The sequence below is a fragment of the Pseudoalteromonas sp. Z1A2 genome (assembly GCF_011378755.1).
Lineage (GTDB): Bacteria > Pseudomonadota > Gammaproteobacteria > Enterobacterales > Alteromonadaceae > Pseudoalteromonas > Pseudoalteromonas distincta.
In genome coordinates, this window is record NZ_WTKX01000008.1 from 115418 (window position 1) to 133025 (window position 17608).

General features: G+C 38.2%; 20 protein-coding genes, 1 tRNA gene and 1 pseudogene. 5 read left to right on the forward strand and 17 right to left on the reverse strand.

Translation table 11 applies throughout. The annotated features are described in order from the left end of the window. Nucleotides 1-48 precede the first annotated feature (48 nt). Nucleotides 49-1299: an outer membrane protein transport protein gene (locus GQR47_RS08020; protein ID WP_024596459.1), complete on the reverse strand. Its 1251-nt coding sequence runs from the start codon at nt 1297-1299 to the stop codon at nt 49-51. Nucleotides 1300-1582: 283 nt separating this feature from the next. Here GQR47_RS08020 and GQR47_RS20490 point away from each other — a divergent pair, with 283 nt between their 5' ends. Then, nucleotides 1583-1906, forward strand: coding sequence for a hypothetical protein (locus GQR47_RS20490; RefSeq protein WP_076914930.1), 324 nt, complete (start codon nt 1583-1585; stop codon nt 1904-1906). Here the strand turns inward: GQR47_RS20490 and GQR47_RS08030 are convergent. Next, nucleotides 1866-3080, reverse strand: coding sequence for an HD-GYP domain-containing protein (locus tag GQR47_RS08030; RefSeq protein ID WP_154903640.1), 1215 nt, complete (start codon nt 3078-3080; stop codon nt 1866-1868). The genes GQR47_RS20490 and GQR47_RS08030 overlap by 41 nt on opposite strands. Nucleotides 3081-3416: 336 nt before the next feature. Between GQR47_RS08030 and GQR47_RS08035 the strand changes: the two genes are divergently transcribed. Then, the gene (locus GQR47_RS08035; RefSeq protein WP_024596801.1) at nt 3417-5180 is read left to right on the forward strand and encodes a GNAT family N-acyltransferase; all 1764 of its coding nucleotides are present in this window, start codon (nt 3417-3419) and stop codon (nt 5178-5180) included. Between the two features lie 105 nt (nt 5181-5285). On the opposite strand, the gene GQR47_RS08040 is transcribed toward GQR47_RS08035, so the two are convergent. The 3 genes from GQR47_RS08040 to GQR47_RS08050 all read right to left on the reverse strand — a co-directional run bounded on the left by GQR47_RS08040 (nt 5286) and on the right by GQR47_RS08050 (nt 6811). Continuing rightward, nucleotides 5286-5990, reverse strand: coding sequence for an NRDE family protein (locus tag GQR47_RS08040; protein ID WP_024596802.1), 705 nt, complete (start codon nt 5988-5990; stop codon nt 5286-5288). A 1-nt stretch (nt 5991) separates the two neighbouring features. After that, nucleotides 5992-6525 (reverse strand): DinB family protein, encoded by a 534-nt coding sequence (locus tag GQR47_RS08045; RefSeq protein WP_024596803.1) that lies wholly within the window; start codon nt 6523-6525, stop codon nt 5992-5994. Between the two features lie 211 nt (nt 6526-6736). Continuing rightward, nucleotides 6737-6811, reverse strand: a tRNA-Arg gene (locus tag GQR47_RS08050). A 246-nt stretch (nt 6812-7057) separates the two neighbouring features. On the opposite strand from GQR47_RS08050, the gene GQR47_RS08055 reads away from it, so the two are divergent. Then, a complete protein-coding gene (locus GQR47_RS08055; protein ID WP_024596804.1) occupies nt 7058-7240 on the forward strand; it encodes a hypothetical protein in 183 nt (60 codons plus the stop codon). Between the two features lie 3 nt (nt 7241-7243). Here the strand turns inward: GQR47_RS08055 and GQR47_RS08060 are convergent, their stop codons facing one another. The 3 genes from GQR47_RS08060 to GQR47_RS08070 form a co-directional block, all read right to left on the reverse strand. Continuing rightward, nucleotides 7244-8050 (reverse strand): phosphotransferase, encoded by an 807-nt coding sequence (locus GQR47_RS08060; RefSeq protein ID WP_024596805.1) that lies wholly within the window; start codon nt 8048-8050, stop codon nt 7244-7246. A 3-nt stretch (nt 8051-8053) separates the two neighbouring features. Continuing rightward, nucleotides 8054-8671, reverse strand: coding sequence for a nicotinamide riboside transporter PnuC (pnuC, locus tag GQR47_RS08065; RefSeq protein ID WP_002963042.1), 618 nt, complete (start codon nt 8669-8671; stop codon nt 8054-8056). 201 nt (nt 8672-8872) lie between these two features. Beyond that, nucleotides 8873-9124: a hypothetical protein gene (locus GQR47_RS08070; RefSeq protein WP_002963043.1), complete on the reverse strand. Its 252-nt coding sequence runs from the start codon at nt 9122-9124 to the stop codon at nt 8873-8875. A 100-nt stretch (nt 9125-9224) separates the two neighbouring features. On the opposite strand from GQR47_RS08070, the gene GQR47_RS08075 reads away from it, so the two are divergent. Continuing rightward, complete coding sequence (locus GQR47_RS08075) at nt 9225-9464, forward strand: DUF2960 domain-containing protein (RefSeq protein ID WP_002963045.1); 240 nt, start codon at nt 9225-9227, stop codon at nt 9462-9464. 31 nt (nt 9465-9495) lie between these two features. Here GQR47_RS08075 and alr read toward each other — a convergent pair whose 3' ends face one another. From alr to rpsF, 9 genes are all read right to left on the reverse strand, one after another. Next, complete coding sequence (gene alr / locus GQR47_RS08080; protein ID WP_024596806.1) at nt 9496-10575, reverse strand: alanine racemase; 1080 nt, start codon at nt 10573-10575, stop codon at nt 9496-9498. Further along, nucleotides 10575-11954 carry a replicative DNA helicase gene (gene dnaB / locus GQR47_RS08085; protein WP_002963050.1) on the reverse strand — a complete coding sequence of 460 codons (1380 nt, stop codon included), beginning with the start codon at nt 11952-11954 and terminating at the stop codon, nt 10575-10577. The genes alr and dnaB overlap by 1 nt, the downstream gene beginning before the upstream one ends. 112 nt (nt 11955-12066) lie before the next feature. Continuing rightward, on the reverse strand, nt 12067-13005 hold the full coding sequence (locus tag GQR47_RS08090) for a DUF4097 family beta strand repeat-containing protein (RefSeq protein WP_002963051.1): 939 nt from the start codon (nt 13003-13005) through the stop codon (nt 12067-12069). A gap of 9 nt (nt 13006-13014) precedes the next feature. Further along, the gene (locus GQR47_RS08095; protein WP_024596807.1) at nt 13015-13497 is read right to left on the reverse strand and encodes a hypothetical protein; all 483 of its coding nucleotides are present in this window, start codon (nt 13495-13497) and stop codon (nt 13015-13017) included. Next, a complete protein-coding gene (locus GQR47_RS08100; protein WP_002963053.1) occupies nt 13484-14032 on the reverse strand; it encodes a sigma-70 family RNA polymerase sigma factor in 549 nt (182 codons plus the stop codon). Before GQR47_RS08100 ends, GQR47_RS08095 begins: the two co-directional genes overlap by 14 nt. 389 nt (nt 14033-14421) lie before the next feature. After that, on the reverse strand, nt 14422-14874 hold the full coding sequence (gene rplI, locus GQR47_RS08105) for a 50S ribosomal protein L9 (protein WP_002962755.1): 453 nt from the start codon (nt 14872-14874) through the stop codon (nt 14422-14424). A 35-nt stretch (nt 14875-14909) separates the two neighbouring features. Then, on the reverse strand, nt 14910-15137 hold the full coding sequence (rpsR, locus tag GQR47_RS08110) for a 30S ribosomal protein S18 (RefSeq protein ID WP_002962753.1): 228 nt from the start codon (nt 15135-15137) through the stop codon (nt 14910-14912). 12 nt (nt 15138-15149) lie between these two features. Further along, on the reverse strand, nt 15150-15467 hold the full coding sequence (gene priB / locus GQR47_RS08115; protein WP_004588456.1) for a primosomal replication protein N: 318 nt from the start codon (nt 15465-15467) through the stop codon (nt 15150-15152). Between the two features lie 43 nt (nt 15468-15510). Further along, complete coding sequence (gene rpsF / locus GQR47_RS08120; RefSeq protein WP_002962750.1) at nt 15511-15852, reverse strand: 30S ribosomal protein S6; 342 nt, start codon at nt 15850-15852, stop codon at nt 15511-15513. A gap of 376 nt (nt 15853-16228) precedes the next feature. Here rpsF and GQR47_RS08125 point away from each other — a divergent pair. Further along, nucleotides 16229-17428: pseudogene (locus tag GQR47_RS08125) on the forward strand (alpha/beta hydrolase-fold protein). Nucleotides 17429-17608 lie beyond the last annotated feature (180 nt).

Here is a 17608-nt window from a genome sequence, read left to right on the forward strand (position 1 = left end):
GTGAGCGGCTTTTTTGTGCCCTGTGATTAACCACAAGACACTTCTACATTAAAACTTGTAGTTGTACTGAGCGCCAATAAGTACTGCATTACCTTCTGACTCAAACTCAAATCCATCTTCTTCAAAGTTCTGAGTTTTACCACGGATGATACTTACACCAAGATCAACGTTAGAGCTTTGATCAATTGTGTAGTTACCACCGAATGAGAACCAAAAACGATCTGTATCTGGGATAGAGATCGACAGGTGATCTTGTGATACTGGAGACTGATCAAATGCTACACCAGCACGAAGTAATAAATCTTCGTTATATTGGTAATCTGAACCCACAGCGAAACGGTATGAATCAGAGAAGCTTTCATCTTTATTAAATGCGCTAAACTTATCGCCAGTTGGAGCTGTAACTTGTGCTTCTAATGAATCAAAGCTACTCCAACCTGTCCATAGAATACTGTAATGAAGACCAAGTTTTTCATCTAACTGATGAGAACCTGAAAATTCAGCTATTGCAGGAAGTGTTATTTCAACAGAACCAGGTAATTCAGTTCCATTTAATCCACCAAAAGCTGTTGGTATTTGATTCGAATAATCACCTTCGAATGTAATATCTGTTTCTGTACGATAATTAAAACCAAAACGGCTGTTATCATCTAGCTGATACATTAAACCAACATTTAAAGCGTAACCTGTATCATCACCTTCCAAGTTCACAACTTCAGTGCTTGAAGCAAATGGTAAACCAGAGCCAGCATGACGCACAATTGTTGCATCAGCATAAATTACGTTTAAGCCAATACCATAGCTAAACTTTTCAGTAACTTTATAAGCAACGCTTGCATTTAAGTTAACGGTGAAGATTTCTGTTTTACCAGCAATCTGTCCTGCTGAGTAGTCATCGTCAAAGTCTGTTGATAAACCAAAGTTAGAAAATGCACCAAAACCAAGTGATACTTTATCGTTGTAAGGCATAGTAAAGTAAGCTGCTGGTACCACTGCACTTGGGGCAATGCTATCGTCATCTAATGTAGATTGATCAATACCAGTTGGCGCGCCTTCACCTTCTAAGCTTACATCTGGGATTACACCAATAGCAGCAACACTTAGTTGTTTATCTTTAAATAAAGTCATTAGTGCAGGGTTACGTGCAACTACAGATGCATCGTCTGCGATAGAAGCTTCACCAGCGTATGCACGGCCTAAACCCGATGCATTTTGCTCTGATAATTGAAACGCAGCTGCAAAGCTATCAGCTGAAACAAATGCAAGCGAAGCTGCAATAAGAGTTTTAGAAAATTTCATTGTTGAGTCCTTAACCAAACTGACTGTCTGGGTACTATGTGTGTTGTTATTAGGATTTGAAACTTTGCTACACTACCTTAATTTTTTGTAAAAAACTCTATGAATGCGTCAAAAAACAGCAAAAAACATGTTATTTAACGACATTTTAACAACTATTTAAAACTCATCGGATGAGAAATGTGTTATTAGAGTTAAAGCTCTAATTGTAATTAATTATCATTTAGATTGACTTGAAATATATAGCAAATTACACTCACTATAAAATCGCAAAGGAAGTAAAGCTGTGATCATTTTATTTATTATTACAGGGCTAATATTTTGTGGGGCGAGTGTATTTTGCTTTTACAAAGCAAACTACTGTGCATGCACTCAAGCAGGACAATGCGATAACCCCGTAAACCATTATTGGCTTGGAGCAATGTTAAATGCGTTGATCTCTTTAGGACTGTGTTGTTTTGCATTGCACGTAGAGTTAGGTACTTTGCTATGGCTAACACTGATGGGAAGTTGTTTTTTGGGTGCGTTTATTTCTGCAAAACAAACTAAAAAAAGGCAATGCAGTAAAACTAGTTCAACAAATGCTCTTTTAGCAGGCGAGACAAATTAATCTGATAATCAAGAGGCTTAACACTCGCTAGTATTTTAAGCTCTTGGGTGTGCTCACTTAAATCTATGTCTTTAGGTGTAACATGATGATTATGCTTAGCATTATAAAATAGCTTAATTTTAGGTTTAATAGGATTTAATACGTTCCCTTCAAGCACTAAGGCTAAACGTTCATTCGTTAATTTTACAATAGTTCCTACCGGATGGACCCCTAAACACTTTATAAAGCGCTGAACTAACTCACCATCAAACAAGTGCTTATTGGCTAATAAGTAGCGTAATGCATTAATAGGCTCATCACCCTCTTGGTGCATTCTATCGGCTGTCATAGCATCGTACACATCTACAATTGCCATTATACGCGCCGGGCGACTTAACTTTTCAGCCTGCAGGCCTCGCGGATAACCAGAGCCATCTAAACGCTCATGATGATTTACTATCATATCGAGCATAAGGGGAGTTATACCCTTCTCACCTTTAACTAAACCTAAACCTTGGGCAACATGCTTTTTAATTGCTGCTAGCTCGTTATTACTTAGTTTAGTTGGCTTGGAAAATATACCCTGCGGTAATTTAGCTTGGCCCAAGTCATGAAGTAACGCCCCCATTGCAAGCTCTTGTACAACAGCTTTTCCATACCCTAAGTATTTAGCAAATACAGCAGTAAAAATGGCGCAGTTGATCATATGCCGCCAGTTATAGCTATGTTTGTCTTTTATACGAGTAAGAATAGTCATAGCGTTAGCATTACGAAAAACTGAGCTGACTATCTCGCTGGCAATTTCATCAAGCACTTTTATATTAGCACTCAGGCCAGATGTTAAATCGCCATATAATGATTGTAACTTTCGGCCATGCTGATCGTAATTTACAGTCGCTTTAGCAAACTCCTGTTCGATAGAAATAGCTATAGATGTTTTTTCTACTTTTTTTTGGCTATTAGATGTTTTAGGTGCGCTTTGGGGCTTATATTTGGCAGGAACTGGCGCATCACCTTTAGTAAAATCTATAAGCAGCTCGAGCACCCCTTCAGACACTAAACGCTTAATAATAGATTTGTCGCGCACCAAGCCACTGGTCTTAATTTTTATGCTATTGATCCCCTCGTGTTGCTTAGTAACGCTATCAACGTACATACCAGGGGTGAGCTCAGACACGGGCAAAGTAATTAGCATAAAGGTGAGATTTTTTACATTTAAAGTAGATGTACTTTAAATAGCATTAATTAAGCTTAAAAGTCTAGTTTTTGAGTTGTAAGTAGTGATATATAACTACAAAGGATTACTTGCAGTATCACTCTTATTAGCTGTAGTGGGTAACCTTATTTTATGGATAATTAAAACCCTCTTCTATTTTCTTAATAACCTACAACCATTTAGCACTTAAAAGACTATTTGAGTATTATTTTTACGCTTTTAAACAAACTTAATTAACCTAATTTGAACATAATGTGGTTTTTCCTCGGTCTAAATATACACAACAGCTATAAAAATTTAAGAGCATCAACGTATATGACAAAATTAAACCACCCCATATCAAACTTAAGTGTAGCGGCAATAAGCACCGTTTCTCCTTTGAGTCATATACTAAAAATAGCCGCTCCGCTGCTCGATAGCCTATTGGGCATCAATAAGCTGCGTGATATATACCTCTCTAATAATTTATCGGGTTTAGATAAACAAGAGTTTAGTGAAAAGCTGTTAAATGTATTAGGTATAAATGTGCTTGGTGCACAAGGTGTTATTGACAAAATACCAAAGCATGGCCCTTGCATAGTGGTATGTAATCATCCTTATGGCATGATTGAGGGCGTAATAATTGCAAATTTACTCACCCATTATCGTAGCGATACAAAAGTAATGGCTAACGTGGGTTTAAAAATATTTAAAGAAATTAAAGACTATTTTATTTTTGCTAACCCACTAAAACCAAAAGCAGCCATTAATACCAGCGCAATAAAACAGTGTTTTAGTCATGTTAAAAATGATGGCTTACTTGTGGTTTTTCCTGCGGGAAGAGTGTCATTTTTTCAATCAGAAAAACAGCGTGTAACTGACGGGCAATGGAATCGCTTAGCCGCTCAACTAGCTTTAAAAACACAAGCTCCTTTATTGCCTGTATTTATTAGCGGTCAGAATAGCTCAACCTTTTATAACTTGGGGCGTGTTTACTACCGATTTAGATTATTAATGCTAATACGCGAATTACTTAAAATTCAAAAAAGCTCTATTAGCTTAAGCGCTGGTAATTTACTTACACCCAAATTATTAAATAAGTTTGAAAAAACTGACGACATAAACGCACTTGCGCGCTTGCAATGTTACTTAAACGATGAGCGCTTTGTAACGCCTTGGCAAGAGGATAACCAATCAACACAGCTCAAAGCCATTATGCAGGAAGTTGATAAAACAAAAATGAAAAATGAGCTTGCTAACTTGCCAAGCGAGCAGCACTTAGTCGACTTTAAAGGTTACTCAGTTTATTACGGCTACCAAGAGCAAATACCTAATTGCGTTACTGAAATAACACGCCTCAGAGAAATAACTTTTCGCACATTAAACGAAGGAAGTGGCGAGCCATGCGACACAGATAAGTTTGATGCGACTTACATGCATTTGTTTATTTTTGATCATAAAAATGAAGAAATTATTGGTGCTTATAGAATTGGACAAACCGATTTATTACAAAAAAATAGCGACGTGAGCGCTCTTTATTTATCGCAAATGTTTAACTTTGAACCTTCTTTTATTAATCAGCAACAGCCGTGCTTAGAAATGGGTCGCTCGTTTATAGTTCAAAAACATCAGGGCAGTTACCATGGTTTATTACTGCTATTTAAAGGGATTGGTGCGTTTATGGCGCAAAATCCACGCTATAGGACTTTATATGGCACGGTTTCATTAAGTAAACTTTATGACCCTCGTTCTGTTGCAATTATTGACCATGCAATGGTTAATAATAAACAAGGTGTTAGCGCCAATACGCCTTTTAATAATAAGCTCCACCCAGAGTTTGAAGACTTTATTAATGACCACACGTTAAATATAAGCCATGTATCAGCATTGGTTATGGGAATAGAAGAAGATAAAAAAGACATACCGATTTTATTAAAGCAATACCATAAGCTAGGCGCTCAATTTCATTGCATGGGCATTGATAGCAACTTTAATCACACGCCAGGATTACTTTTAAGTGTGCACCTACCAAGTGCGCCTGAAAAGCTACTTAAGCTCTACCTTGGTGATAAAAAGGATGATTATATAAATCACTCATAATTTTTACCTGCTGTATTAATATAGCAGGTAAAAATTGAGCAAAAAAAGTCGACGCTATTAATTGCGTCGACTTTTTAGTTATGTAACAGCTATAAAAATATTTAGTTAAGCAGCAGCCACTTTTAAACAACCAATGCTACTAATGAGCTGAGACTGCTTATCAAAATAATTAAAACGTATAGTGTTACCAACTTTAATATGGCTAATACTGACCGTCATTGCATCTTCCCTAAGCATATTTACGCCATATTGCCCTTGTTCGGCTTTACTGTAATGAAACGCTAAAAACTGCTCACTTTCAGGGTATCTTAAATCAATAAGTTGCTTAAATTGTTGTTTACGCTTTTGTGTCACCGTTTCAAGCTCAACACCTGATGACGTAGCAAGTGGTTCAACTTGGCAGTAGATTAACTGCTTTGCATCCCACCTAACAAAAACCACGTTATTGTTATTTATCGATAGCCCATCCGGAAAAATACACAACTTAAAAGGCGCGTAGCCCGATAAATCCATGTTTTGTAATTGGTACAATGCAGGGGCTTTATTGCTCAGTAAATGAGGGATTAACAGACCTCTACTATGCTTTACCGCAGTTATATCAAATACACTTTGGTAATCATTTAATAATGCGAGTGTTTGCCCAAAATGCGATACCCCAAGCCAAGTACCTCCTCCTTGCGGATCAATAGGGAAAATTGCATTGCCCTGGTGCTTACTTGGAGCGATTGCCGTTTCTCGTGTTTTTTGCTCATCGCGATTAAAAAATAGCTCGTAGCCATCATCAGTTAAAAAGTAGCTTAACGTGCACATTTTAATTTTGCATCGATTTTGGTTGTGCTGGCTGGCTATTTTCTCTTAAAAAAGTAGCTGTACTTGGTGCTAAACCAAAGCTTTGATCGAGCTGCGACTTTTGAGCAAAAGAAATTTGTGAAATCATCGCGTAATGGTGCACAGCGTGACTGCCTACAAAAATAAGCTCTCGCGCAAGTGATGTGGTTACTGTTTGTACATTTTTGCTTTTAATCGAAACTTCGCTTGAAAGTGATAACGGTTTATTAAAATCATCTGGACTTAGCTGTTCAACCCACGTTGTTATTTCGGCAATTTTTTTTATTGCAGCAGTTGGAGAGTTTTCAATATCTCCTCCTCTTAAGCGGCAATCATAATCTATTTTTTGCGTGCTAAAGCCGGTCATTAAAGATTGATAATGATCGATAATATGTCGCATATGAGCTCCAGCCGAGCTAATAAAGTTAGGAGTAATGACTTGGGAATAGTCCTCTTTAGTTACACCTTCAAGATAAGCGTGTCCTTGAGCTAGTATCTCTAATTGACTATTTAACATTGAATCGGTCTTCCTCATTTATCACTAAATCTTATATGCAAATAATTACAACATGATTTTTGGATGCTAATTTTGCATTGTATAAATAACTAGAAAGCTGTTTTTAAAATTAACTTTCAAAGTTTTTGCAGTAAATGCATTTTTAAATACAAGAGTAATTAATAAGAAGCTAGGTAATATAGAGAGGATAATTAATACATATAAAAGCAAATGGCGCTCTCGGTAGGGATCGAACCTACAACTCAGCCTCCGGAGGGCCACGTGATATCCATTTCACCACGAGAGCACATTTGTTGCCGCCACACCAACTCGCGATATCAGTGCTTTAGCACCCGCAATGATAAAGAGATCTTTAAATAAATACCAGTAAGATCAGCTTATATGCTTATTAATTAAACTCTTTTAAATAAAACACTTCACAAAGGCTTAAAAACACGCTATTTATTCTTATTAGATAAGAAACAGTAACGGTTTAGTAACATTAAAATTATGATTGTCGCTGTGAGGATTAGTTTAATACGAGGAAATAATAATGAGTTTATTGTCTACTGAGCAAGTCGCTGAATTTTTAGGTGTAAAAGTAGAGCGTGTAAAACGCCTCTCTAGAGAAAGTTTATTAATTGCTAAATCTGAAGACGAGAATGGCGAACCACAATTTGATGCGGCCGAAGTAACAAAGTACAAAGAGCTCGCTGAACGCTTTGGTGGTTTGTAACTTTTATAAAAAAGTATTAGTAACAAGTTTATTTAGCTGCGCACGTAACATTATAGATTTACTAGTTATGCTGCGCTCCTCATACCAAGCAATACATAACACCAAAAAAAACAGCTTATAGTAATTTAACTTATCTATTGATGGGTAAAACGTGCTTTTTTTATCAACGCTATTTTTATAGTTGTTTAACAGCGCTTTTTTACTTTGCTCATTAAGGTTAAAACTCACTGCAAGGGCTGCCAAATCAAAATATACATCGTTAGTTTGCGCGTACTCAAAATCAATTAAATACATGCCCGAAGCATTTACAATAATGTTATCTTTTACCAAGTCATTATGACAAAAGCCTTCATCAAATTGCATGGCTGCAACTACTTTGAGTGCCTGCTCTATTTGAGGTTTATATTGCGTATATACGCCGGTGCTTTGATAAAAATGCAGCTCTTTAGCTATATCCATTGGCGCAGTAGACACTTTGTAATTGTGCACTTGAGCAAGTTTATTAATAAAGCTAAGCGTTATATCCGATTGCGCTGTATTACCTTCAATATAATTAAATACCGCACGGCTATTCTTTTTATCGAGCCAAACAGGCGCAGGACATATATTAAGCTCACTTAAAAAACGCTGTGCTTCAAGTCCTATGGCTGGCCAATGGCTTTTATAACACTTTAATAAATACCCTTGTTGTTTGGTACGTATTAAAAAATTATCGTTACTAAAACCATTTAGTAGTCGCTCGCTTGAAGTAACGCTAGTAGGCTCTATAAACGCCCTACACATTTTTACTAGCTGATTATGCTCAATCATTAATTAAAGCTGAGCTAGCGGCTTAGCTTGGCTTTGTTCGTACTCTTCGTACCAAGTTTTAAAGCCCCACGCGGCCATAATGGTATAAAATATAAAAAGCGCAAGCGTTGGGTAATAGCCTTTTTCATAATATAAATACATGGAAGCTGCATCTATTACAATCCAGTACAGCCAGTTTTCGAGGACTTTTTTAGCAACTAAGTAAGTAGTTACTACCGCAAAACACGTTGTGAAACTATCAAGATAAGCAAAATCGGCATGCGTATAGTTTTGCATAACGTAACCAATTGTAATTGCAGCTACGGTTGTTAAACTAATTAAAACAGCATGACGGTTTATCGACCACGATGTAATATTTAAATTTTCAGCTTTGCCTTTTCTCCATACAACCCATCCAAACACAGCCATATACATATAATAAAAATTAAGTAACGACTCCATGAGCAATGCGCCATTCCAGTACATAATTGTATAAATGAGCGTGCTAAAAAATGCCGCCGGCCAACACCATAAGCTTTCTTTTATTGCCAATAATAAGTACGCCATCGACAATCCTACCGCAATGTATTCCCAATGCGACATTGCTGTAAAACCGCTTAAGGTTTGTGTTAAAAAGTCCATATTATGCAATCACCGTTTAGTTGCGCCATTTGTTATACCAATCTGCTTATATACGGGGTCTATTTAACGTTAAGAAAATCACGCTAAAACTAGGCAAAAATTTTTGTATCTAGTTGTTCTAAATAAAAAATTTTTAACGACGTTATAGTGCAATTTAATTCGTTAAATTGATCAAAGATTTATGCAGATTGGTATTATAGATTATTCAGGCGATAAGTCGCCAGAGAGAAACTTACATACAAAAATAGCTTTACCAAATTCTTCATATGAGCGCTTAATTTCGGTATTTAACACCTGCATTACTAAATCATAATCACCAAAAATTTGCGTTGATAGCGTATTAGTAATCACTTTTAAATTTTCGTATTCGTTTAAGCGGTCAATAAAGCCTTTAATAAACGGAATGTAATCTTGGTGAAGTGGATATTTACTGATCTCTACTGATAATTTCATTTTAAACTCTACTTTTTAATTATTTGATTTAAACAAATCATTCAATGCCAGTTCAATACAGTGTAAAATTATACTAACACTCAATTTAACTGAGCTTATTATGGCACGCAGAATAACGTATACATTTAAAAACCAACCGCGCGAAATTAACTTCGCAAAAGATAAATACCACGACATGTATCAAGCTATTGCTGCTGCCGAGGGTATTGATTTAACAAATTACTTAAATATGGTACGCCAAATAGAAATGACCTCAAAAGGGTCTGCTTCTGTTCGTAACTTTCGCGACCAAGAATTTGCCCGTATGGGCTTTAGCGACATTTACTTTATAAAAGAGTAATTATACCCAATTGGTATACGCTAAAAACTAACTATGGCTGATACTCATAACTTACGCGTGGTGTAATATTACATAATAGCTCGTAAGGAATAGTATCAGCGCACAGTGCTATTTCTTCAACTGGTAGCTCAGGGCCCCACATAGTGACTCTGTCGCCAACTTTAATATTATGCTCATTAGCGCCTATATCAACGCTGATCATGTCCATAGCTACGCTACCTACAATACCATAACGCTGCTCACCAATTATTACCGGTGTCCCCTCTTTAGCATGCCGAGGATAACCATCGCCATAACCCATAGCTACAACAGCTAACTTGGTTGGTTTATCGCTTTTCCAACGACCACCATACCCAACAGCCTCATTAGCAGGCACATCTCGCACTGCAATTACGCGCGTAGTTAAGCGCATAACTGGTTTTAATTTGTGTTGCTGCCCAATACTATTTGCCATTGGCGATACACCATATAACATAAGCCCAGGACGCACCCAATCGCCATGACCGCTCGGCCAGGCAATAATACCAGCCGAATTTGATAAACAATGCGCTTGGTCAATACCATTCACTAAATTATCAAACAACGTAATTTGCTGAACCGTTTTAGCATTATCAACGTCATCAGCACACGAAAAGTGGGTCATTAAATTAACGGTATTTTTAGCGTTAGGTGTTTTTTGCAAGCGGCTATAAAAGGCTTCAAACTGCTCTGGCGCAATACCTAATCGATGCATACCTGTATTTACTTTTAACCAGCATGTTATTGGTGCATCTAGCTTTGCTTTTTCAAGCGCCGCTAATTGGTACTCATCGTGAATAATAGTTTGAAAATTGTTGGCGAGCAGAATCGGTAAGTCGGCTTTGTTAAAAAAGCCTTCTAGTAAAACAATTGGTTTTGTTAAGCCCCCAGCTCGAAGGGCAAGCCCTTCATCTATACGTGCCACAGCAAATGCGTCAGCATTATTTAAATGCTGCGCAATCGTTACTAATCCATGCCCGTAAGCATTTGCTTTTAGCACCGCCATCACTTTGCTGTTAGGTGCAAAGCCCTTAACTTGCGCTAAATTATGCGCAAGTGCCGTTAAGTTAATTTCAGCAGTGGCTAAGCGCATTAGTAATCGTCATCTACCGCTGGTCCCGCGTAATTATCAAAGCGAGAAAATTGACCTTGGAATGTTAAACGCACTTTACCAATTGGGCCGTTACGTTGTTTACCTATGATAATCTCAGCAATACCTTTATCGGTACTGTCTTCGTTGTAAACTTCGTCACGGTAAATAAACATGATTAAATCGGCATCCTGCTCTATCGACCCTGACTCACGTAAATCTGAGTTAATTGGGCGTTTATCGGCACGTTGCTCTAGCGTACGGTTTAGCTGCGAAAGCGCAACAACCGGACATTTTAGCTCTTTTGCTAGTGATTTAAGTGAACGCGAAATTTCAGCAATTTCAAGCGTTCGGTTATCAGCAAGGCTAGGTACGCGCATTAGCTGCAAGTAATCGACCATGATCATACTAATGCCGCCGTGGTCACGCGCAATACGACGTGCACGAGAGCGAACATCGGTAGGTGTTAAGCCCGAGGCATCATCAACATACATTTTGCCTTTTTCCATCAACAAGCCCATTGTTGATGAAAGTCGCGCCCAATCGTCATCATCTAACTGACCTGTACGTACCTTAGTTTGGTTAATACGGCCAAGAGACGCTAACATCCTCATCATAATTTGTTCTGAAGGCATCTCTAGCGAGTAAATTAGCACGGGTTTGTCTTGAGTCATTGCGGCATGTTCTGCAAGATTCATCGCAAAGGTGGTTTTACCCATTGAAGGACGCGCTGCAACAATAATTAAGTCAGACGGTTGCAGGCCCGTCGTCATTTTATCAAGATCGGCATAACCTGTACTTACACCCGTTACACCATCTTGTGGCGATTGATAAAGCTCTTCTATTTTATCAACGGTTTTTTCGAGTATGTTATGAATACTTTGCGGGCCTTCCGTACTTTTTGTACGTTGCTCGGCAATTTTAAATACTTTGCTTTCGGCAAAATCGAGTAGGTCGTGACTAGTACGCCCTTCGGTATTAAAACCCGCTTCGGCTATTTCATTTGCCACGCCAATCATTTCACGTACAACAGCACGCTCACGTACAATGTTTGCGTAGGCATCAATGTTGGCTGCACTTGGCGTATTTTTAGCAATTTCGGCTAAGTAAGCAAAACCCCCAATACCTGCAAGTTTATTATTTTTTTCTAAACTTTCAGAAATAGTGATTAAATCTATCGGATCGCCAATCTCAGCAAGTGCCGTCATCGCCTCAAAAATTAACTTGTGCGTGCGGGTATAAAAATCCTGTGATACAACAAGCTCAGCTACGCGGTCAAAAGCTTGGTTATCAAGCATTAAGCCACCTAAAACAGATTGTTCAGCTTCTATTGAATGGGGAGGAACTTTAAGAGTATCGACTTGCTTATCTGGTTTGGCCATAACTTCACAGTAGTAAAATTGAATGGCTCTATTCTATCGACTTGCAGGGGCTGTGCAAATAGAAAAGCAGGAAATCTTTCCTGCTTTTTGTAATCGTGATGGGGAATGAGTGTTATTTGGTACGAAGCTCTATTCGTCCACTTATGGTATCCATTTCAACATTTGCATTACCGCCATTAATACTAAACTCTAAATCACTGGCTGGGCCATATTTAGCTTTACTGACTTTGTCACTACTGACTTTGTTAATGATTTTACCATTAGCATGGGCTTTAATTTCAAACTTTGCTGATACACTTTGTGGGAAATAAAAGTCGGCATCACCACTTACTGATTCAAAACGTACATCACCGCCTTTTAAAAGCTCGTTAATCTGTACTTCTGCTTCGCCATTGACCGTATTAATACGTAGGTTTTTAATAGCCGATAACGTAAATTCTATATCGCCATTTACGTTTTCAAGGCGTACATCATTAGCGCTTGAAGTTGATTTAATATCACCATTAACAGCGCTAAAACGCAGCTCACCACTTGATTGCCTATCATTAATTTCACCATTTACGGTTTCAAACTGAATATTCCCGTTTAAGTTCTCAGCGTTCACATCACCATTTACAGTGGTGAGCTTAATGTTGCCAGTAATATCATCTACCGTAATTTCACCGTTAACCACATCTACTTCAGCGCCGTTTTTAAGCTCCTTTGCAGTCACCGATACATTAACGCCAGCAAACTCTAAACTACTGCTTTTAGGCATAAATATAGTTAGGTTTGAGCCGTCACCACTATTACCCCAATTTGATTTACGGGGCATTTTTACAATAAACTGTGTTTTATCGCCACTTGTTTTAAGCTCATAACCCTGTGCTTTATCATCAAGCTCGCCAGATACTTTAAATTCGTTTTTATCCCAGCCTGTAATATGTATATCACCGCGTTGGTTTTCAATAAAAATAGTGCCGCCACTTGGTACGTCTATTTGCTTATCTATTTTTTCACCCGCAAATGCCGCCAGTGGAAATAAGCTCAGTCCTAATAAAATCGCTTTCATATCGTACTCCTAAATGTGCTGCCAACGTGGCGCGTGCACCTTGTTAATTAAATCAAGTTGTTGTTGATATATTTGCGCTAACATTGTCAGTAGCGCTTGGTTTTGTGGTTCGTTTTCAAGAGCTTGCTTTATTGCTTGCTCAGCTTCTTCAAGTTCTTGTAGTTGCGTTTGCCAGTTAGTGGTTAATGCTTCTTTATTTTCGTATTCAACTAACAAACTATTTTTTTGAGCCGAAAAGTAATCACTTATAGCCACTACGGGCTGTGGTTCAGGTGCTATAACAAATATATTAACAGCAATTAAAGCAGCCACAGTACACGCTGCTATTGCCGTTAGTTTTGGCCAAATAATAGTGCTGTTTGGGTTCTGCTTATTATTAACAATTGCTCGCTCAATCCCCGCCCATAAATCTTTTTGTGGCGTAATTTCTTTATCAAGCGTGTTTAATGACTTGTTTAAGTAGTCGTTAAAGTTTGGTTTACTCATTTTCATACCACTCTTGTAATAACTGCCTAGCACGATGATATTGTGACTTACTTGAACCAACAGCCATACCTAATTGCTCCGCGATTTCCTCGTGCCTGTAACCTTCAATAGCAAATAATACAAATACCATACGTGCGCGCTCAGGAAGCCTTACTATTAACTTATCGAGGCCATTTAAGCCTTTGCAGTCGTTAGCTGATTGCTCATCCATACCGCTGTGTTCAATACTTACTACTTTTTGTAACCAGTTTTTTTGCTTGCGCAGGTAACTTATCGCTACATTACTGGCAACACTATATAGCCAAGTAGAAAACTGCGAACGCCCATCAAACAATGCTATTTTATGCCATACCTGTACAAATACCTCTTGGGCGGCGTCTTCGGCGTGTGCTTGGTCTGCTAATAAGCGTAAACATAAACCGTATACTCGTTTTATATGTAACTCATAAAGCGTTGTGTATGCGCCTTGATCACCCGATTTAACTCGCTCAATGAGTGCAGCTTCGCACAAAGGCGTTGGTTCGGGTTTAACGTGTAACATCCGTGATGCCGCCTTTTAATTATTATTGTTGAGTTGCTATTTAAGTGTATTAATAAGTTAGACGTAATGACAGTTCGAAAAGGTTTAAAAGGAATGAAAAAATAATTGAATAAAAAGTGGCTTATGCGAGGCTTTATAACAATTCGCTTAATTAAGTGAGCTATTTTGAGGATGGAAAAACGTGTTGATAGCTAGACAAAAAATTCGCTATTTAGTTGTTCTAAATGAGAATTTTTTAACACAGGTAGGACACGTTTAGCCCCGCAAAATGATTAAGTATTATTGCGGATTGGTATTATTTAACTATGCCCTCAACTAATTAAAGTTAGCCAAATTACAGACACAAAAAAGCCGTGCTAATAGCACGGCTTTTTTAGCTTAATTAAAAATTAAGCTTCAGCGATTACGATTACTTTGATAGTAGCCGTTACGTCTGAGTGAACTGAAATTGATACGTCAAATTCACCAGTCTCACGGATAGTACCTAGAGGCAAACGAACTTCTGACTTAGCAACTTCAACACCAACAGCTGAGATAGCGTCAGCGATGTCACGAGTACCGATTGAACCGAATAACTTACCTTCGTCACCAGCTTTAGATACTAATGTAACTTCTGCTAATGCTTCTAGTTTTTCAGCGCGTGCTTGTGCAGCAACTAACTGTTCAGCGATTTTCGCTTCAAGTTCTGCACGACGAGCGTCAAACGTTTCAATGTTAGCTTTAGTCGCAGGAACTGCCTTACCTTGCGGGAAAAGGAAGTTACGTGCGAAACCAGATTTAACTACAACCTGTTCACCTAGGCTACCTAGGTTAGCGATCTTATCTAGTAGAATAACTTGCATGTTTCTACACCTTTTAAAAACTGTTAATCCGCTGCTTACTTATGTAAGTCAGTGTATGGAAGAAGGGCTAAGTAGCGAGCACGCTTAATAGCAGTTGCTAGCTGGCGCTGGTATTTAGCGCTAGTACCTGTGATACGGCTAGGTACGATTTTGCCACTTTCTGTAACATAGTTTCTAAGAGTAGCTAGATCTTTGTAATCGATTTGTTGTACGCCTTCCGCTTTAAAGCGGCAGAACTTACGACGTCTGAAATAACGTGCCATGAGATTAATTCCTCAAATAATTCTTTCTATATGCTGAGCATGCAAAACCAATTGGCTAAGGCCGTTACGACCTTCGTGGCGATTTAAAAAACCACTCACTTGCAATGCCTGCCCAACGTGCAAATGTTGAGTCTGTTGTTGCATTTGCTTTCCACTGGCAACTACCTGAAGCCTCACATAACTATTACGGTTAAGGTCTGCTTCGGTTTGCATTGATTTATGTTCTACAACAAAAATACAATGCGGGATGCCAGCAGGGCTTTGGCTAAACTTGGGAGTTTTACAAACTACCCCAGATATAACCAGCTGATTCATATATGGGCTAACCATTATAATAACTGCTGACTACATGCCATGCTAGGACTCAAAACAATTAAGCAGCTGGTGCTTCTTTCTTCTCTTCTCTTGCAAGAGGAGACGCTTCAGTTACAGCATTTTTAGTACGCATAACTAAGTTACGAAGCACTGCATCGTTGTAGCGGAAAGTAGTTTCTAGCTCGCTGATTACTTCAGTAGGTGCTTCAACGTTCATAAGAACATAATGAGCTTTATGAAGCTTGTTGATTGGGTAAGCCAGTTGACGGCGGCCCCAGTCTTCAAGACGGTGGATAGTACCACCAGCTTCAGTGATAGAACCAGTATAACGTTCGATCATACCAGTTACTTGCTCACTCTGATCAGGGTGAACCATGAATACGATTTCGTAATGACGCATGGATATTCCTTACGGTTAATAGAGCCTTCTACCGTTTCGGCCGGTCGGTTTAAGGCAAGGAATTAATAGTTTAAAAGCCGAAATGAGCGCGCATTTTACGCTTAGACGGATAATTAAGCAAGCAGGTTTTTTAAGCTTTTATAGATAAGAGTTTAAAGGCAATTATTGCGAGCTTCGCTCATCCCGTTAGCAAGCCTTAGGCCTAAAGGAAAAGCTAAACTCGTAGTTTAATATTTATCATATACGCCAAGCTTGCGCGCATAAAAAAGCGCAGCTTTGAATTACTTAAGTCTAACACCTGCCTCAAAATATAAGTATTTACTCAAACTTAAAGCCGTGCAATTATTAAGCAATACATTATTAAATAAGGATATTTATGAAGCTCTTACTATCGCTTGTATTAATACTTACTTTTAGTACACCATTTTTAAGCCACGCAAAAACCAATACAACTGACATAACCGTTGGTAAAAAAGTCATTCTGCAATCAAAAATACTTAACGAAGACAGACCCATTAAAATTTTCGTACCTGACACTGTAAAAAACGATCAGCCGCTTTATGTTATTTATTTACTTGATGGTGTTGAGCACTTTCATACGGCGTCTGGTGTTATTAAATCCCTTGTTGATTACTAGCAGATACCTAATGCCTTGCTTGTTGGTATTGATACAACTAACCGCGTTCGTGATTACTTACCTAAAGTAGATGGTGAGCCTAAAACTGAGTTTCAAACCTTTGTAAAAAATAAATGGCCTGAAGCGGGGCAAACTGACGAGTTTTTGAAATTTGTTTCTGACGAACTTATGCCATACATAAATTCTAACTACTCAACTAACGGCTACAACACGTTAATTGGCCACTCTAATGCAGGTACTTTAGCGCTTTATACTTTAGTTAATCAGCCTGAGTTATTTAATAACTATATAGCTATAAGCCCAAACAGTTGGTGGAGTGATGAAGAATTAAAAAATAATATTATAAAATACACTAAAAGCCCTAAAGGCGGTCAATCGTTATTTATTAGTGTAGCAAGTGAAGGGTCACGCTTTTATACCGGTGTATTAAATACTTTAGTAAATTTAGAACAACAAATGCCAACACAGCTAAAATGGGAATATAAGCATTACCCTACTTTTAGTCATATGGGCACCATACTACCAGCCCTTAGCGATAGCCTAATTCACTTATTTGGCGACCTAATTTTTAACGTTACTGACGAGCACGGAAGATTTGCTGATGTATCGCTTATTACAGGTTATTACAAAGCACTGAGTGATAAGTACGGGTTTGAGCTTAAAATTCCACAAGATGTATATGTAGAATTTGCTCATAGCCAGCAAAAATTTGGTAACACAGCTAAAGCTGTTACCACGCTTAAACACTTTACTACCCATTACCCAAATGCAGCCTATTCTCACATGCGTTTATCGCAAGGCTATACTGCAAATAAGCAGTTCAAAGAGGCCGTCACCAGTATGAAACACGCATTAGAACTTGCTAAGCAAAACTCGCGAGATCCAATGTTAATTGATGCTCTCAAGGATATGGTGAATGAAGCACAAGAGAATTTGTAACTGATTTAACAAAGCACTTTTTAGCTAACGATAGTAATTACGAGCTACGCTCGTCGCGTCAGCAAGCTAAACGCCTACAGGTAAAATTAAGCTCAGTGTTAAACTTTGCATGTAGACGCCGAGCTTGCTCGCGTGAAAAGCGAAGCTTTTAATATATTTAAAACCACCATAAAACAAAAA

Coding starts and splice junctions, on each gene's coding strand:
- GQR47_RS08070 (WP_002963043.1), bottom strand. CDS start 9,124: ATGAAATTATCAGTAGAGATCAGTAAATATCCACTTCACCAAGATTAC.
- dnaB (WP_002963050.1), bottom strand. CDS start 11,954: ATGGCCAAACCAGATAAGCAAGTCGATACTCTTAAAGTTCCTCCCCAT.
- GQR47_RS08035 (WP_024596801.1), top strand. CDS start 3,417: ATGACAAAATTAAACCACCCCATATCAAACTTAAGTGTAGCGGCAATA.
- GQR47_RS08045 (WP_024596803.1), bottom strand. CDS start 6,525: ATGTTAAATAGTCAATTAGAGATACTAGCTCAAGGACACGCTTATCTT.
- GQR47_RS08020 (WP_024596459.1), bottom strand. CDS start 1,299: ATGAAATTTTCTAAAACTCTTATTGCAGCTTCGCTTGCATTTGTTTCA.
- pnuC (WP_002963042.1), bottom strand. CDS start 8,671: ATGGACTTTTTAACACAAACCTTAAGCGGTTTTACAGCAATGTCGCAT.
- rpsR (WP_002962753.1), bottom strand. CDS start 15,137: ATGGCACGTTATTTCAGACGTCGTAAGTTCTGCCGCTTTAAAGCGGAA.
- rplI (WP_002962755.1), bottom strand. CDS start 14,874: ATGCAAGTTATTCTACTAGATAAGATCGCTAACCTAGGTAGCCTAGGT.
- GQR47_RS08075 (WP_002963045.1), top strand. CDS start 9,225: ATGGCACGCAGAATAACGTATACATTTAAAAACCAACCGCGCGAAATT.
- GQR47_RS08040 (WP_024596802.1), bottom strand. CDS start 5,990: ATGTGCACGTTAAGCTACTTTTTAACTGATGATGGCTACGAGCTATTT.
- priB (WP_004588456.1), bottom strand. CDS start 15,467: ATGGTTAGCCCATATATGAATCAGCTGGTTATATCTGGGGTAGTTTGT.
- GQR47_RS08100 (WP_002963053.1), bottom strand. CDS start 14,032: ATGTTACACGTTAAACCCGAACCAACGCCTTTGTGCGAAGCTGCACTC.
- GQR47_RS08060 (WP_024596805.1), bottom strand. CDS start 8,050: ATGATTGAGCATAATCAGCTAGTAAAAATGTGTAGGGCGTTTATAGAG.
- alr (WP_024596806.1), bottom strand. CDS start 10,575: ATGCGCTTAGCCACTGCTGAAATTAACTTAACGGCACTTGCGCATAAT.
- rpsF (WP_002962750.1), bottom strand. CDS start 15,852: ATGCGTCATTACGAAATCGTATTCATGGTTCACCCTGATCAGAGTGAG.
- GQR47_RS08090 (WP_002963051.1), bottom strand. CDS start 13,005: ATGAAAGCGATTTTATTAGGACTGAGCTTATTTCCACTGGCGGCATTT.
- GQR47_RS08095 (WP_024596807.1), bottom strand. CDS start 13,497: ATGAAAATGAGTAAACCAAACTTTAACGACTACTTAAACAAGTCATTA.
- GQR47_RS08055 (WP_024596804.1), top strand. CDS start 7,058: ATGAGTTTATTGTCTACTGAGCAAGTCGCTGAATTTTTAGGTGTAAAA.
- GQR47_RS08030 (WP_154903640.1), bottom strand. CDS start 3,080: ATGCTAATTACTTTGCCCGTGTCTGAGCTCACCCCTGGTATGTACGTT.